14 protein-coding genes are annotated in these 16,348 nt (G+C 69.2%); 8 read left to right on the plus strand and 6 right to left on the minus strand.

Features of this window, described 5'->3' with window-relative positions; all coding sequences use genetic code 11:
* Window positions 1-23 precede the first annotated feature (23 nt).
* From ruvB to AB0N66_RS23535, 6 genes are all read left to right on the plus strand, one after another.
* Window positions 24-1,094 (plus strand): Holliday junction branch migration DNA helicase RuvB, encoded by a 1,071-nt coding sequence (gene ruvB / locus AB0N66_RS23510; RefSeq protein WP_365438398.1) that lies wholly within the window; start codon window positions 24-26, stop codon window positions 1,092-1,094.
* 164 nt (window positions 1,095-1,258) lie between these two features.
* Complete coding sequence (gene yajC, locus AB0N66_RS23515) at window positions 1,259-1,786, plus strand: preprotein translocase subunit YajC (protein ID WP_365438400.1); 528 nt, start codon at window positions 1,259-1,261, stop codon at window positions 1,784-1,786.
* A 141-nt stretch (window positions 1,787-1,927) separates the two neighbouring features.
* Window positions 1,928-3,706: a protein translocase subunit SecD gene (gene secD, locus AB0N66_RS23520; RefSeq protein ID WP_365438402.1), complete on the plus strand. Its 1,779-nt coding sequence runs from the start codon at window positions 1,928-1,930 to the stop codon at window positions 3,704-3,706.
* Between the two features lies 1 nt (window position 3,707).
* Window positions 3,708-4,823: a protein translocase subunit SecF gene (gene secF / locus AB0N66_RS23525; protein WP_365438403.1), complete on the plus strand. Its 1,116-nt coding sequence runs from the start codon at window positions 3,708-3,710 to the stop codon at window positions 4,821-4,823.
* Window positions 4,820-5,359, plus strand: a complete 540-nt coding sequence (locus AB0N66_RS23530; protein WP_365438405.1) for an adenine phosphoribosyltransferase — start codon at window positions 4,820-4,822, stop codon at window positions 5,357-5,359. The genes secF and AB0N66_RS23530 overlap by 4 nt, the downstream gene beginning before the upstream one ends.
* 203 nt (window positions 5,360-5,562) lie before the next feature.
* Window positions 5,563-8,106, plus strand: a complete 2,544-nt coding sequence (locus AB0N66_RS23535; protein ID WP_365438407.1) for a RelA/SpoT family protein — start codon at window positions 5,563-5,565, stop codon at window positions 8,104-8,106.
* Between the two features lie 107 nt (window positions 8,107-8,213).
* On the opposite strand, the gene AB0N66_RS23540 is transcribed toward AB0N66_RS23535, so the two are convergent.
* Entirely contained in the window at window positions 8,214-9,443 is a 1,230-nt protein-coding gene (locus AB0N66_RS23540; RefSeq protein ID WP_365438409.1) for a DUF349 domain-containing protein, read from the minus strand.
* A gap of 135 nt (window positions 9,444-9,578) precedes the next feature.
* Window positions 9,579-10,400, minus strand: coding sequence for a peptidylprolyl isomerase (locus AB0N66_RS23545; RefSeq protein WP_365438411.1), 822 nt, complete (start codon window positions 10,398-10,400; stop codon window positions 9,579-9,581).
* Between the two features lie 187 nt (window positions 10,401-10,587).
* On the opposite strand from AB0N66_RS23545, the gene AB0N66_RS23550 reads away from it, so the two are divergent.
* Window positions 10,588-11,295, plus strand: coding sequence for an MBL fold metallo-hydrolase (locus AB0N66_RS23550; protein WP_365438413.1), 708 nt, complete (start codon window positions 10,588-10,590; stop codon window positions 11,293-11,295).
* Window positions 11,296-11,306: 11 nt separating this feature from the next.
* Window positions 11,307-12,569 carry a histidine--tRNA ligase gene (gene hisS / locus AB0N66_RS23555; protein ID WP_365438415.1) on the plus strand — a complete coding sequence of 421 codons (1,263 nt, stop codon included), beginning with the start codon at window positions 11,307-11,309 and terminating at the stop codon, window positions 12,567-12,569.
* A 169-nt stretch (window positions 12,570-12,738) separates the two neighbouring features.
* On the opposite strand, the gene AB0N66_RS23560 is transcribed toward hisS, so the two are convergent.
* From AB0N66_RS23560 to AB0N66_RS23575, 4 genes are read right to left on the minus strand one after another with little or no spacing between them, the layout of a single operon-like run.
* A complete protein-coding gene (locus tag AB0N66_RS23560) occupies window positions 12,739-13,362 on the minus strand; it encodes a response regulator transcription factor (protein ID WP_365438417.1) in 624 nt (207 codons plus the stop codon).
* On the minus strand, window positions 13,359-14,609 hold the full coding sequence (locus AB0N66_RS23565) for a sensor histidine kinase (protein ID WP_365438419.1): 1,251 nt from the start codon (window positions 14,607-14,609) through the stop codon (window positions 13,359-13,361). The genes AB0N66_RS23560 and AB0N66_RS23565 overlap by 4 nt, the downstream gene beginning before the upstream one ends.
* On the minus strand, window positions 14,606-15,451 hold the full coding sequence (locus AB0N66_RS23570) for an ABC transporter permease (protein ID WP_365438420.1): 846 nt from the start codon (window positions 15,449-15,451) through the stop codon (window positions 14,606-14,608). Before AB0N66_RS23570 ends, AB0N66_RS23565 begins: the two co-directional genes overlap by 4 nt.
* A complete protein-coding gene (locus AB0N66_RS23575; protein ID WP_365438421.1) occupies window positions 15,448-16,314 on the minus strand; it encodes an ABC transporter ATP-binding protein in 867 nt (288 codons plus the stop codon). The genes AB0N66_RS23570 and AB0N66_RS23575 overlap by 4 nt, the downstream gene beginning before the upstream one ends.
* Window positions 16,315-16,348: the final 34 nt, after the last annotated feature.

A 16,348-nucleotide genomic window follows, 5' to 3' on the forward strand; every position in this document is an offset into this window, starting at 1 on the left:
CGATCACCCGCGAGGCACACGCAATGAACTGGGACGACCCGACCGACGAAGCCGCCGAAGAGCGGCTCGTCGGAGCGTCCGCCGACCGCGAGGACCAGGCTGTCGAGGCCGCGCTGCGCCCCAAGGACCTGGGCGAGTTCATCGGCCAGGAGAAGGTCCGCGAGCAGCTCGACCTCGTCCTGCGTGCCGCACGCGCGCGGGGCGCCACCGCCGACCACGTGCTCCTTTCGGGCGCCCCCGGACTCGGCAAGACCACCCTCTCGATGATCATCGCGGCCGAGATGGAAGCCCCCATCCGCATCACCAGCGGCCCCGCCATCCAGCACGCCGGAGATCTCGCCGCGATCCTCTCCTCGCTCCAGGAGGGCGAGGTGCTGTTCCTCGACGAGATCCACCGCATGTCCCGGCCCGCCGAAGAGATGCTCTACATGGCGATGGAGGACTTCCGCGTCGACGTCATCGTCGGCAAGGGCCCCGGCGCCACCGCCATCCCGCTCGAACTGCCGCCCTTCACCCTGGTCGGCGCCACCACGCGCGCGGGACTGCTGCCACCGCCGCTGCGGGACCGCTTCGGCTTCACCGCGCACATGGAGTTCTACGAGCCCGCCGAGCTGGAGCGGGTCATCCACCGCTCGGCGAACCTGCTCGACGTCGAGATCGACACCGTGGGGGCCGCCGAGATCGCGGGCCGCTCCAGGGGCACGCCCCGTATCGCCAACCGCCTGCTGCGTCGCGTACGTGACTACGCGCAGGTCAAGGCCGACGGCATCATCACGAAAGACATCGCCTCGGCGGCTCTCGCCGTGTACGAGGTGGACGCGCGCGGCCTCGACCGACTGGACCGCGGAGTGCTCGAAGCCCTGCTCAAGCTCTTCGGCGGCGGTCCGGTCGGCCTGTCCACGCTGGCGGTCGCGGTGGGTGAGGAGCGTGAGACCGTGGAGGAGGTCGCCGAGCCCTTCCTCGTACGGCAGGGACTGCTCGCCCGTACTCCCCGTGGCCGGGTGGCGACACCGGCGGCATGGGCACATCTCGGACTCACCCCGCCCCGCCAGTCAACCGGCGGAAACGGACAACAGGACCTGTTCGGGGCGTGACAGCGCTGGTCCCGCGTGGGGAAGGAACCCCGGTGCGATGCTGAGCGTTGTTCCATGAGTGCGGACTCGCTTAGACTCCGCCGATGCCGCCCTTGTCGGCGGTGCACACACCCCCATCCAATAGGCCGCTCACCATCGCGGTCGACTGAAGGAAGTTCCGACCCGTGAGTCTCGTGACCCTCCTCCCGTTCATCGTGCTCATCGGGGCGATGTTCCTGATGACGCGTTCGGCCAAGCGCAAGCAGTCGGCGGCCTCGCAGATGCGCAATGACATGCAGCCCGGCACCGGCGTCCGCACGATCGGCGGCTTGTACGCGACGGTGAAGGAGGTCAACGAGGAGACGGTCCTTCTTGACGCGGCCCCGGGCGTCGACCTCGTCTTCGCCAAGAACTCGATCGGCGCCGTCCTGACCGACGACGAGTACAACCGCATCGTCCACGGCGTCGAGCACGACCTGAAGTCCGATGGCACCGTCGTCCCGGACGATGCGTCCTCCCTCACCGAGACCGACGAGCCCGCCGCCGACGCCTCTTCCGACGCTTCCGACGACAAGCCCATCGACCTCGGCAAGAAGGACGCCGCGGACGAGCCGGCCGCCGAGCCCGCCGACGCGAAGGTCGACGAGCCCGCCGAGGCCAAGGCCGACGAAGCAGAGCCGAAGAAGACCGACGGCGAGTCCGGCGCGAAGTAGGCACACCCCAAGGCCGCGGCGCGATCCGCTCGCGCCCCGCCGCCGAGGGGATGTGCGGTCCTCGCACGGAATCGCGACACCATGTCATGGCCGCCCGCGCGCTCACCCGGCGTGAGGCGGCCCGAGAGGGAGTACGAGAAGGTGGCAGCACCGAAGAAGGGCCGGAGCGCGAGCGCCCAGAGCAGGCCGGGGCGCTCGCTGGCCCTCATCCTGATCGCCATCGTGGCGCTCACCGGGGGGATGTTCCTCTCCGGGCATACCACTCCGCGTCTCGGCATCGACCTTGCCGGCGGCACGAGCATCACGCTCACGGCGAAGAACGAACCGGGTCAGCCGAACGCGATCAACAAGACCAACATGGACACCGCGGTCGACATCATGAACCGCCGTGTCAACGGTCTTGGCGTCTCCGAGGCAGAGGTTCAGACCCAGGGCTCCAAGAACATCATCGTCAACATCCCCAAGGGCACGAACTCCGAGCAGGCCCGGGAGCAGGTCGGCACCACCGCCAAGCTTTACTTCCGTCCGGTTCTGGCCACTGAGGTCTCCGGGGTCGACGCGTCGGCCAGCCCGTCCCCGAGCGCGTCCAGCAGCGCTTCGAGCAGCCCGTCCAGCAGCGCTTCCGAGGAAGCCGGCGACACGGCGACCTCCGCCACCCCGTCGGCCACCGCCAGCTCCCAGGGCCGCGCCGTCACGGACGCCCTGAAGGCCGACACCACGCCTTCCGCGACGACCTCGGCCAGCCCTTCGGACACTGCCTCGCCCTCCGACAGCGCTACGCCTGCCCCGAGCGAAAGCGTGGACGCGGCGACCGCCAAGCTCCAGGCCGAGTACACCGCGCTCGACTGCACCGACAAGGCGGTCCGCGCCACGGCAGGCGACGCCGCCAAGCCCACGGACTCCACCGTGGCCTGCGGTCAGAACTCCGGGGGCCAGTGGCAGAAGTACGTCCTCGGCCCGGCCGCGGTGTCGGGCACGGACATCAAGTCGGCCGACGCGGTCTTCGACACCCAGGGTGCCGCGGGCTGGAAGGTCACGATGGACTTCACGTCCGGTGGCTCCAAGAAGTTCGGCGACATCACAGGCCAGCTCGCGCAGAACACCACCCCGCAGAACCAGTTCGCCATCGTCCTGGACGGTGAGGTCGTCTCCGACCCGTCAGTCAGCCAGGCACTGACCGGCGGCAGCGCGGAGATCTCCGGCACCTTCGACCAGACCGAGGCGCAGGACCTGGCGAACATGCTGAAGTACGGCGCCCTGCCGCTCACCTTCACGGAGTCCAGCGTCACCACGGTGACCGCGGCACTCGGTGGCGAGCAGCTGCACGCCGGTCTGATCGCGGGCGGGATCGGCCTGGCCCTGGTCATCCTCTACCTGGTGGTCTACTACCGAGGCCTGTCGCTCGTCGCCATCGCCTCGCTGATGGTCTCCGCCGTCCTCACGTACGTGATCATGTCGCTGCTCGGTCCGGCCATCGGATTCGCCCTGAACCTCCCGGCGGTCTGTGGTGCGATCGTCGCGATCGGAATCACGGCGGACTCGTTCATCGTGTTCTTCGAACGCATCCGGGACGAGATCCGCGAAGGGCGCTCGCTGCGCCCGGCCGTCGAGCGTGCCTGGCCACGCGCCCGGCGCACCATCCTGGTCTCCGACTTCGTGTCGTTCCTCGCCGCCGCGGTGCTCTTCATCGTCACCGTCGGCAAGGTCCAGGGCTTCGCGTTCACGCTCGGTCTGACGACACTGCTCGACGTGGTCGTGGTCTTCTTCTTCACCAAGCCGCTGATGACGATCCTCGCCCGCAAGCACTTCTTCGCGAGCGGCCACAACTGGTCCGGTCTCGACCCGAAGCGACTGGGCGCCAAGCCGCCACTGCGCCGCACCCGTCGTCCCTCCGCCCCCGTCGACACGAAGGAGGCGTGAGATGTCGAAGCTCGGCACCCTCGGCGCCCGGCTCCACCGCGGTGAGATCGGCTACGACTTCGTCGGCAAGCGCAAGATCTGGTACGGCCTCTCGATCCTGATCACCATCACGGCCATCCTCGGTCTGACGGTCGGCGGCCTGAACATGGGCATCGAGTTCCGGGGCGGAGCCGTCTTCACCACCGAGAAGAGCAGCGTCTCGGTCAGCCAGGCCGAGACGTACGCGGAAGAGGCCTCCGGTCACGACGCGGTCGTCCAGAAGCTCGGCAACGGCGGTCTGCGCATCCAGATCGCCGGCATCGACACCGGCAAGTCCGACGAGATCAAGACCGTTCTCGCCAAGGACCTGAACGTCGACCCGGAGAAGATCGCCGCCGACCTGGTCGGCCCCAGCTGGGGTGAGGACATCGCCAACAAGGCCTGGCAGGGCCTGGTGATCTTCATGGTCCTCGTCGTGATCTACCTGGCGATCGCCTTCGAGTGGCGCATGGCCGTGGCCGCGCTCGTCGCCCTGATCCACGACATCACCATCACGGTCGGCATCTACGCCCTGGTCGGCTTCGAGGTCACCTCGGGCACCGTGATCGGTCTGCTCACGATCCTCGGTTACTCGCTGTACGACACGGTCGTCGTCTTCGACAGCCTCAAGGAACAGACGAAGGACATCACCAAGCAGACCCGCTGGACCTACAGCGATGTCGCCGACCGATCGATCAACGGCACGCTGGTCCGCTCCATCAACACCACGGTGGTGGCGCTCCTGCCCGTCGGGGCCCTGCTGTTCATCGGTGGCGGTGTCCTCGGCGCGGGCATGCTCAACGACATCTCGCTGTCGCTGTTCGTCGGCCTCGCGGCCGGTGCGTACTCCTCGATCTTCATCGCCACGCCGCTCGTCGCCGACCTCAAGGAGCGCGAGCCGCAGATGAAGGCCCTCAGGAAGCGCGTACTCGCCAAGCGGGCCCAGGCCGCCGCGAAGGGCGAGTCCGTGGAGGAGCCGGTCGTCGAGGAGCAGTTCGACGACGACGATGAGGACGCCACCCCGGCGGTCGTCGGTCCGCGCAACCAGCCCGCGTCCCGCAACCGGGGCCGTGGCCGGCCTTCGGGGAAGCGCCGATGACGGGTATCGAAGAGCTGCTGCTCAGCCGCATCCGGGACGTGCCCGACTATCCGCAGCCGGGCGTGGTGTTCAAGGACATCACTCCGCTCCTGGCGGACCCGGCCGCGTTCACGGCGCTCACCGACGCCCTGGCGGAGCTCAGCCTTCGGCACGGCGCCACGAAGATCGTCGGCCTGGAGGCCCGCGGCTTCATCCTCGGCGCCCCCGTCGCCGTCCGCGCCGGCCTCGGCTTCATCCCCGTGCGCAAGGCGGGCAAGCTCCCCGGAGCGACCCTGAGCCAGGCGTACGAGCTGGAGTACGGCTCCGCCGAGATCGAGGTGCACGCCGAGGACCTGGCCGCGGGCGACCGCGTCATGGTCGTCGACGACGTCCTCGCCACCGGCGGCACCGCCGAGGCCTCGCTCCAGCTCGTCCGCCGGGCGGGCGCCGAGGTCGCGGGCGTCGCCGTGCTGATGGAGCTCGGCTTCCTGGGCGGCCGCGCCCGCCTGGAGCCTGCCCTTGCGGGCGCTCCGCTGGAGGCGCTGCTCCAGCTCTGAGTCACCGCGAGAAAGGCCCCAGGAAGGCCTGGGACACCCGTAGGACATCGCGGAGGCGGGCACCGGAGGAATCCGGCGCCCGCCTCTGGTGTTTCTCCTGTACGAAGAGTCTCACCGGCCGAAAGAGAGCCCGAAGCCCAGGATCGCTACCATGGGGGTCCGGAGCCTGACCGGGGGACCCGGAACGCGCACGAGGAGCCCTCTTGCCAGACGAGGCCCAGCCACTCACCGCCGCCAAGCCCGAACCGACCTCGGGCCCCGTGGCCACGCCCGCGAAGGACACCGTCCGTGGGCCGGTCGAGCATGCCCAGTCCGCACCGGACGACAAGGCGGCAGAGCAGTCACGGCCCAAGCCGGCCCCTCCCGAGCCCGAGTCCGACCGCCCCGCGAGCACCCCGGCCCCGGCGGTCCGTCCGGCGGTCGCGGGCCAGCCCGCCCGCACCGGCGGCGGCTCCTCCAACCGGGTGCGCGCCCGCCTCGCGCGGCTCGGCGTGCAGCGCTCCAACCCGTACAACCCGGTCCTTGAGCCCTTGCTGCGGATAGTGCGCAGCAACGACCCGAAGATCGAGACGGCGACGCTCCGCCAGGTCGAGAAGGCGTACCAGGTCGCCGAGCGCTGGCACCGCGGCCAGAAGCGCAAGAGCGGCGACCCGTACATCACGCACCCGCTCGCCGTCACCACGATCCTCGCCGAGCTCGGCATGGACCCGGCCACGCTGATGGCGGGCCTGCTGCACGACACCGTCGAGGACACCGAGTACGGCCTGGACACGCTCAAGCGCGACTTCGGCGATCAGGTCGCCCTCCTCGTCGACGGCGTCACCAAGCTCGACAAGGTCAAGTTCGGCGAGGCCGCGCAGGCCGAGACCGTGCGCAAGATGGTCGTCGCCATGGCCAAGGACCCCCGTGTCCTGGTCATCAAGCTCGCCGACCGTCTGCACAACATGCGCACCATGCGCTATCTCAAGCGCGAGAAGCAGGAGAAGAAGGCGCGCGAGACCCTGGAGATCTACGCGCCGCTCGCCCACCGGCTGGGCATGAACACCATCAAGTGGGAGCTGGAGGACCTCGCGTTCGCGATCCTCTACCCCAAGATGTACGACGAGATCGTGCGCCTGGTCGCCGAGCGCGCCCCCAAGCGCGACGAGTACCTCGCCATAGTGACCGACGAGGTCCAGTCCGACCTGCGCGCGGCCCGCATCAAGGCGACGGTCACCGGCCGTCCGAAGCACTACTACAGCGTCTACCAGAAGATGATCGTCCGCGGCCGCGACTTCGCGGAGATCTACGACCTGGTGGGAATCCGCGTCCTGGTCGACACGGTTCGCGACTGCTACGCGGCGCTCGGCACGGTGCACGCGCGATGGAACCCGGTCCCCGGCCGGTTCAAGGACTACATCGCGATGCCCAAGTTCAACATGTACCAGTCGCTGCACACGACGGTGATCGGCCCCAACGGCAAGCCTGTTGAGCTGCAGATCCGTACGTTCGACATGCACCGCCGCGCGGAGTACGGCATCGCCGCGCACTGGAAGTACAAGCAGGAGCCGTCCGCCGGCGCCTCCAAGGTGCGCACCGACGCCCCGAGGAGTTCCGGGAAGGACAAGGACGGCGTCAACGACATGGCGTGGCTGCGCCAGTTGCTCGACTGGCAGAAGGAGACCGAGGACCCCAGCGAGTTCCTGGAGTCCCTGCGCTTCGACCTGTCCCGCAACGAGGTCTTCGTCTTCACGCCCAAGGGCGACGTGATAGCGCTTCCGGCGGGCTCGACCTCGGTGGACTTCGCGTACGCGGTCCACACGGAGGTCGGCCACCGCACGATAGGCGCACGGGTCAACGGACGCCTGGTACCGCTCGAATCCACCCTGGACAACGGCGACTTGGTGGAGGTCTTCACCTCCAAGGCGGCCGGCGCGGGCCCCTCCCGCGACTGGCTGGGCTTCGTGAAGTCCCCGCGCGCCCGCAACAAGATCCGCGCCTGGTTCTCCAAGGAGCGCCGCGACGAGGCGATCGAGCAGGGCAAGGACGCCATCGCCCGCGCGATGCGCAAGCAGAACCTGCCCATCCAGCGCATCCTCACGGGGGACTCGCTGGTCACGCTGGCCCACGAGATGCGCTACCCCGACATCTCGTCCCTGTACGCGGCGATCGGCGAGGGCCATGTCGCCGCACAGAGCGTCGTGCAGAAACTGGTGCAGGCCCTCGGCGGCGAGGAGGCGGCCACCGAGGAGATCGACGAGAGCGTCCCGTCCCCCCACGGTCGCGGCCGCAAACGCCGCTCCAACGCCGACCCGGGTGTGGTCGTCAAGGGCGTCGACGACGTGTGGGTCAAGCTCGCCCGCTGTTGTACACCCGTACCGGGCGACCCCATCATCGGCTTCGTCACCCGCGGCAGCGGCGTCTCCGTGCACCGCAACGACTGCGTCAACATCGAGTCGCTGTCCCGCGAACCCGAGCGCATCCTCGAGGTCGAGTGGGCGCCCACCCAGTCCTCGGTCTTCCTGGTCGCCATCCAGGTCGAAGCCCTGGACCGCTCCCGGCTCCTCTCGGACGTCACGCGCGTCCTGTCGGACCAGCACGTCAACATCCTGTCGGCGGCCGTCCAGACGTCCCGCGACCGGGTCGCCACGTCCCGCTTCACCTTCGAGATGGGTGACCCGAAGCACCTGGGGCACGTCCTGAAGGCGGTCCGGGGCGTCGAGGGCGTCTACGACGTGTATCGCGTCACGTCGGCCCGCAGGCCGTAGTCGGGCACTACGTAGAGGGCTCCCGTACATTGCGTACGGGAGCCCCTCTACGTAGAAGCGGAAAAACCAGCCGCCTCAGTCCCTGCTCAGTTCCTGCCGAGGCAGCCTCAGCCGCCGAACTCCTGAAGACCCTTCAGCGCCTGGTCGAGCAGCGCCTGACGGCCGTCGAGTTCCTTCTGGAGCTTGTCGGCCCTCGCGGTGTTGCCCGCGGAGCGCGCCGTCTCGATCTGGCCCAGAAGCTTGTCCACGGCGGCCTGGAGCTGACCGGTGAGACCCTCGGCACGCGCGCGTGCCTCCGGGTTCGTCCGGCGCCACTCGGTCTCCTCGGACTCCTGGAGGGCCCGCTCCACCGCGTGCATCCGGCCCTCGACCTTCGGGCGGGAATCGCGCGGCACGTGGCCGATGGCCTCCCAGCGCTCGTTCAGGGAACGGAAGGCGGCGCGGGCCGTCTTCAGGTCCTGCACCGGGACGAGCTTCTCGGCCTCCTCGGCCAGCTCCTCCTTGAGCTTCAGGTTCTCCGTCTGCTCGGCGTCCCGCTCGGCGAAGACCGAACTGCGGGCCGCGAAGAAGACGTCCTGGGCGCCGCGGAAGCGGTTCCACAGATCGTCCTCGTGCTCGCGCTGGGCACGGCCCGCGGCCTTCCAGTCCGTCATCAGATCGCGGTAACGCGCCGCCGTCGGGCCCCAGTCCGTCGAAGCGGACAACCCCTCGGCCTCCGCGACCAGCTTCTCCTTGGCCTTGCGGGCGTCCTCGCGCTGCGCGTCCAGCGAGGCGAAGTGCGCCTTGCGGCGCTTGGAGAATGCCGAGCGCGCATGCGAGAAACGGTGCCACAGCTCGTCGTCCGACTTCCGGTCGAGCCGCGGCAGCCCCTTCCAGGTGTCCACCAGGGCGCGCAGCCGTTCACCGGCCGACCGCCACTGGTCGCTCTGCGCCAACTCCTCGGCCTCGATGACCAGCGCGTCCTTTGCGTGCCGCGCCTCGTCGGACTGCTTGGCCCGCTGGGCCTTGCGCTCCTCACGGCGCGCGTCGACCGTCTCGACGAGCTTGTCCAGCCGCTCCCGCAGCGTGGCCAGGTCGCCGACCGCGTGGTGCGCGTCCACCTGCTCGCGCAGGTGGGCGACGGCGGTCTGGGCGTCCTTCGCCGACAGGTCGGTGGTCTTCACTCGCTTTTCGAGGAGGCCGATCTCGACAACCAGGCCTTCGTACTTGCGCTCGAAGTAGGCCAGCGCCTCATCAGGAGAGCCGGCCTGCCAGGAGCCGACGACCTGCTCGCCGTCGGCCGTACGCACGTACACGGTCCCCGTCTCGTCGACGCGGCCCCACGGGTCGCTGCTCACAGCGCCTCCTCCACATGATGCCTGCGAGAGGCGTCAGCGCCCCCGGGCATCGTCCACAGTTTCGTCACGGCCAACATAGGCGACCGGCAGGGCGGCTGTCCGCATCCCGCGCGACCGAAATTTCGCAGCTGGCGGTCAGGATTTCGTCACGGTCATCTTGTTGATCACGACCGTCGCGTTGGGCGCTCCGTCGCCCGCGCCGGTGCTTTCGCCGGCCGCCGCGATCTTCTCCAGTACCGCCATTCCGTCCTTGGAAATAGTTCCGAACGGTGTGTAACTGGCCGGTAGCTGACTGTCTTGGTAGACGAGGAAGAACTGGCTGCCGCCGGTGTGTGCCTGGCCGGTGTTGGCCATGGCGATGGTGCCCGCCGGATACACGCCGCCCGTAAGGGTTTTGTCCTTCAGGTTCTCGTCCGGGATCGTGTAGCCGGGGCCGCCGGAGCCGGCGCCCGTCGGGTCACCGCACTGCAGCACGTAGATGCCGTTCGTGGTGAGCCGGTGGCACTTCGTGTGGTCGAAGTAACCCTTGGCCGCGAGGAAGCTGAACGAGTTCACGGTGTGCGGGGCCGCGGCCGTCTTCAGTGCGATGTCTATCTCGCCGCAGGTCGTCGCCATCTTCATCGTGTAGTCCGCGGACTTGTCGATGGTGATCGCCGGTTCCTTCTTCCAGGTCTCCGTCTTCACCTTGCCCGCTGCGGCCTTCTCGCACGGATCCGGCGCCGCGCTCGGCGCCGAGGCGCTGGGGGACGCCTCCGCGGCCGCGCTGGACGCCTTGTCGTCGTTCTTGAAGACCCCGGTCGCGTACGAAACGACGCTGCCGATCACGATGACGCCGAGGACCGAGGCGATGATCGCGTTGCGTGCATGTGTCTTGCGCCGCGCGGCTGTGCGCCGCTGCTGCTGTCGCAAGAACTTCTCCCGGGCGAGCTGACGCCGCCGCTGCTCCTGGGTGACCACCGGGTTTTCTCCTCATGCGTCTCGTACGTCAAGTGGGACGCGTGCGTCTTGTGAGCCGACCGCCTGCGTGTGCCCCGTACCGTATATGGGTTCGCTGAGGATTCGGCAGCGCCGGTAGGCTCTGATCCACAGCTGCCCGCCCCGTACGACGCCGTATGACCTCGTACGCCACAAACGAAGGACGATCGTGCTCATTGCCGGGTTCCCCGCAGGGGCCTGGGGGACCAATTGTTATCTGGTCGCCCCCGGCGCGGGTGAGGAGTGCGTGATCATCGACCCGGGCCATCAGGCCGCCCAGGGAGTCGAGGACGCGCTCAGGAAGCATCGGCTCAAGCCCGTCGCGGTCATCCTCACGCATGGCCACATCGACCATGTCGCCTCGGTCGTCCCGGTGTGCGGAGCACATGACGTACCGGCCTGGATCCACCCCGAGGACCGGTACATGATGAGCGACCCGGAGAAGGCGCTCGGCCGTTCCATCGGGATGCCGCTGATGGGCGAACTGACCGTGGGGGAGCCGGACGACGTCCGTGAGCTGACCGACGGCGCACGGCTGGAACTGGCCGGCCTGGAGCTGTCCGTCGCCCACACGCCCGGCCATACGAAGGGGTCGGTGACCTTCCAGATGCCCGAGAACACGGAGATTCCTTCCGTTTTCTTCTCCGGGGATCTGCTCTTCGCCGGCTCCATCGGACGCACCGACCTGCCGGGCGGCTCCCACACCGAGATCCTCGACTCGCTGGCCCGCGTGTGCCTGCCGCTCGACGACTCGACCGTGGTGCTGTCCGGCCACGGCCCCCAGACCACCATCGGCCAGGAGCGCGCCACCAACCCGTATCTGCGGCAGGTGGCGGCCGGCCCCGGGAGCATTGACGCTCCCCGACGAGGAATGTGACGAGAACCTTCGTGAGCACCTTCAAGGCCCCCAAGGGCACCTACGACCTGGTTCCGCCGGCGAGCGCGAAGTACCTCGCGGTCCGCGAGGCGATCGCCGCTCCGCTCAGGAACTCCGGCTACGGCTACATCGAGACGCCCGGTTTCGAGAACGTCGAGCTGTTCGCGCGCGGGGTCGGTGAGTCCACCGACATCGTGACCAAAGAGATGTACGCCTTCGAGACCAAAGGCGGCGACAAGCTGGCGCTGCGCCCCGAGGGCACCGCGTCCGTGCTGCGCGCCGCACTGGAGGCCAACCTGCACAAGGCGGGCAACCTCCCCGTCAAGCTCTGGTACTCGGGCTCCTACTACCGCTACGAGCGCCCCCAGAAGGGCCGCTACAGGCACTTCTCGCAGGTCGGTGCCGAGGCGATCGGCGCCGAGGACCCGGCGCTCGACGCCGAGTTGATCATCCTGGCCGACCAGGCGTACCGCTCGCTGGGCCTGCGCGAATTCCGCATCCTGCTGAACTCCCTCGGCGACAAGGAGTGCCGTCCCGTCTACCGGGCCGCCCTCCAGGACTTCCTGCGCGGGCTGAACCTGGACGAGGAGACGCTCCGCCGCGCCGAGATCAACCCGCTGCGGGTCCTCGACGACAAACGCGACGACGTCCAGAAGCAGTTGGTCGGCGCACCGTTGCTGCGTGACTACCTGTGTGACGCGTGCAAGGCGTACCACGAGGAGGTGCGCGAGCTGATCACGGCCGCGGGTGTCTCCTTCGAGGACGACCCGAGGCTCGTGCGTGGGTTGGACTACTACACCCGGACCACCTTCGAGTTCGTCCACGACGGACTGGGGTCCCAGTCCGCGGTCGGCGGCGGCGGTCGTTACGACGGCCTCTCCGAGATGATCGGCGGGCCCGCGCTGCCGTCCGTCGGCTGGGCGCTGGGCGTCGACCGTACGGTCCTCGCCCTCGAAGCCGAGGGTGTCTCGCTCGAACTCCCGGCGTCCACCAGCGTGTTCGCGGTACCGCTGGGGGAGGAGGCCCGCCGGGTGCTCTTCGGTGTGGTCACCGAGCTGCGCAGGGCGGGGGTCGCGGCGGACTTCTCCTACGGGGCGAAGGGGCTCAAGGGCGCGATGAAGAACGCGAACCGGTCGGGCGCCCGGTACACGATCGTCGCCGGTGAGCGGGACCTCGCCGAGGGCGTGGTGCAGCTCAAGGACATGGAGTCCGGGGAGCAGGCGGCAGTGGCGGTCGAGGGGATCGTGGCGGAGATTGCGGGGCGGTTGGGCTGAGGGTGGGTTTTTCGCCCCCTCCGCCCCTTCCCGTTCCGTTCCTGGGGGCTGCCGCCCCCAGGCCCCCGCTGTCGGCCTGGACGGCCTCGTCCTCAAACGCCTGACGGGCTGAAACGGGGCGGAGCCCCGGAAGTACGGGACGGTCAGCGGCGGAGGGGGCGAAGAGATCTCACTCCAGCAACCCGAGCCGCATCGCACACGTAACCGCAGCCGTCCGGTCGGCCACCCCCAACTTCCCGAAGACCCTTAGCAAATAGGTCTTCACGGTGGACTCCCCGATGAACATCCGGCGCCCGATCTCGGCGTTGGTGCACCCCTCGGCGACCAGTCGGAGAACAGCCGTCTCGCGCTCGGACAACCGCGGCCGCTCCGGCTTCGTACGCAGTTGGTCGACGAGCCGCGCGGCCACGGACGGGGCGAGAACGGTCTCCCCGCGGGCCGCCGCCCGCACGGCGTCCGCGAGTTGACCCCGTGGCAGGTCCTTGAGCAGGTATCCCGCCGCCCCCGCCTCCACGGCCCGAAGGATGTCCCTGTCCGTCTCGTACGTCGTCAGTACGACGACCCGGCAGGTCAGCCCGGCCGCGGTCATCCGGACGATCGAGTCGACACCCCCGCCTCCCGGCATGCGCAGGTCCATGAGCACGATGTCGGGCCGGAGTTCGGCGGCCATTGCCTCCGCCTGCGGACCGCTGGACGCGTCGCCCACCACGTCGAGGTCGGGCTCGGCGCTGAGCATCGCGCGCAGCCCTTCGCGTACGACGGGATGGTCGTCGGCGAGGACGATCCGGATCACGGGCCACTCCTGGAGACGGGCAGGCGGACGGTGACGGTGGTACCGGCGCCGGGTGAACTGCGCACCTGTGCGGTGCCGCCCACTTCGGCCGCCCGGGAGCGCAGCCCTGCGAGGCCGTAGCCGCTGACCGGCGCCGCGGGATCGAAGCCGCGGCCGTCGTCACGCACGGACACGGTGAGGGCTTCGGCGGCGTACTCCAGGGCGATGCTGACCGTGGCCGAACTGCCCGCGTGCTTGCGGGCGTTGGTGAGCGCCTCCTGGCAGGTGCGCAGGACGACCACCTCGGGCCCGGCAGGGACCGCGCGCACCGGACCGCTCACCTCGACGGTCGCGTCATGGCGGGCGGCGAGGCGGCGCAGTGCGTCGGGCAGCGAGGCGCCGTCCAGGTCGGCGGGTGTGCCTCCGATGACCAGGGCCCGCGCCTCGGCGAGGTTCTGCCGGGCGGTCTCGGCCATCAGGGCCAGGTGGCGGCGAGCTTCGGGCGGATCGCGGTCGAGTTCTGCCTCGACGGCCTGGACGAGCATCAACAGGCTGGTGAAGCCCTGCGCGAGGGTGTCGTGGATCTCTCGGGAGAACCGCTCGCGCTCGGCCAGCGCGCCGTGCGCGGCCGAGAGGCGGGAGATCTCATGACGGCTGGCGTCCAACTCCGTGATCAGCACCGCCCGTTCCTGGCTCTGCTCGATGATGCGGATGACCCAGCTGCCGACGGCCGCCGAGAAGACGAGGGTGACCACGGCGAAGACCGAGTTGAAGAAGACGTCCTGATCGCTGGGCCACCACAGCGCGGCCCAGCCCACCACCGGGGCGATGTTGATGACGGTCACGGCTGTCAGGGCCCGGCGCAGGCGCAGTGCGATGAAGCACTGGGGTACCAGCGCGAACGTCATCAGGCGGGTCTCACCGACCAGGACGCCGGGCGGCAGGAAGAGCAGGATCGCGCCCGCTATGTAGGCAAGGGCGAGGCGCTCGTCCGGGACTTCGGAGGTGAGGATGGGGCGCCCGACCACGAGGTACCAGGGAATGAGCAGCAGGAGCAGCCCGCCCGCCGCGACGCGTACGTGCCACGCCGGATAGTCCGTGCCGAGCACGAATACCAGAGTGGCCACCCACACGATCACGAAGTACGAGTCCCACAGCCGGAACGAGCGGTCCCAGGTGTTCGACTCGCGCGGCCCGTTCGGCTCCAGCGCCCCGATCGGCGCCGGGTCCGGATCGTCAAGAGGCCTGCCCGGAGCACCGGCACTCATCCGTCGCGCCGGTTCTTCCACCGGAAGGTCAGCAGACACAGCAGCAATCCTCCGACGCACCACGCCCCGAGCACCAGGGCGATCCGCCCGAACTCCCAACTGCCCGCCTGTTCAAGGACGCTCGCCGACTCCGGCAGGAACACACCGCGCAGCCCTTGGCACATCCACTTCAGCGGGAACAGAGCGCCGACGTTCAGCATCCAGTCCGGGATCGTGTCGATCGCGATGTACACCCCGGAGATGAACTGCAGTACCAGGAAGGGCAGTACGACCACAGAGGTGGCGCTCCTGCCGGACTTGGGGACCGAGCTGATGGCGATGCCGAGCAGAGCGCACGCCGTGAGCCCCAGGACGAAGACCCAGGCGAAGTCGAACCACGTGCCGACGTCCGAGGGCAGATCGACGTCGTACAGCGTCGTGCCGACCAGGAGCAGTACGGCGGTCTCCAGGGCGCCGGTCACGAGAACCAGCCATATCTTGCCGAGGAAGTACGCGGCCGGTGGCATCGGCGTGCCGCGCAGCCGGCGCAGCACCTTCTCGTCCCGTTCGATCGCGATCGAGATGCCGAGGGACTGGAAGCTGGTGGACATGATCCCGGCGGCCATCATCGCGGGGACGTACAGCTGCGAGGCGGTGATGCCCGCACCCTCCACGTCGTCGCTGAAGATCGACGCGAAGAGGAAGAGGAAGACGACCGGGAAGGCGAAGGTGAACACCACCTGCTCGCGCTGGCGGAAGAACTGCTTGAGCTCCAGGACGCCCTGGTGGAGCCCGAGCCCCCAGACCCCGGGAAGTCGCCCGGCAACGGTCTCTTCATGTGTGCGTACGGCGGTCGTGGTCATCGCCCGCCCTCCTGTCCGGTCAGTCGCAGATAGACGTCCTCCAAGGTGGGGCGGAGCACGCGCAGTCCCGGAATCTCGCCGTCGAAGCGGCGGGTCAGCTCGGCGACCGTTCGTGTGGGCGTGACTGTGTGCTCGGCGCGCGGCGTGCCGTCGGGCTCCGTCCACTCCACGGTGGCCCCGGTGCCGAATTGCTCCCGCAGCGCGGAGGGCTCGCCCTCGGCGACAACCTGCCCCTTCGCGATGACCGCGAGCCGGTGCGCGAGCGCCTCCGCCTCCTCCAGGTAGTGCGTGGTCAGCAGGATCGTCGTGCCCTCGGCGGACAGCTTCCGGATCAGCTCCCAGAACTGCCGCCGGGCCGCCGGGTCGAAGCCGGTCGTCGGCTCGTCCAGGAGCAGCAGCTCAGGGCGGCCGATCACGCCGAGTGCCACGTCGAGGCGCCTGCGCTGACCGCCGGAGAGTGCCTTGACGCGACTGCCGGCCTTCTCCTCCAGGCCGACCAGGCCGATGACTTCCTCCGGATCGCGCGGCCTCGGGTAATAGCGGGCGAAATGCCGCACGGTCTCCCGCACCGTCAACTCGGCGGGCGCGGATTCGTCCTGCCATACGATGCCGACGCGCGAGCGCCAGGCGCGCTTGGCGCTCGCGGGATCCGCGCCGAGCACGGAGACCTCGCCCGCGTCCCGCCCGCGGTTGCCCTGGAGGATCTCCACGGTGGTGCTCTTGCCGGCTCCGTTGGGCCCGAGCAGACCGAACACCTCGCCCTGCCGGATGCTGAGATCGATGCCGTCGACGGCGGTCACATCGCCGTACCGTTTGCGCAGGCCCCGTACGTCCACCGCGAGTTGGTCCCCGTGAGTTGTCATGCCGACAAGCCTCCCGCCGGACCGAGCTCTCCGG

This window comes from Streptomyces sp. NPDC093544, assembly GCF_040683495.1.
Taxonomy (GTDB): domain Bacteria; phylum Actinomycetota; class Actinomycetes; order Streptomycetales; family Streptomycetaceae; genus Streptomyces.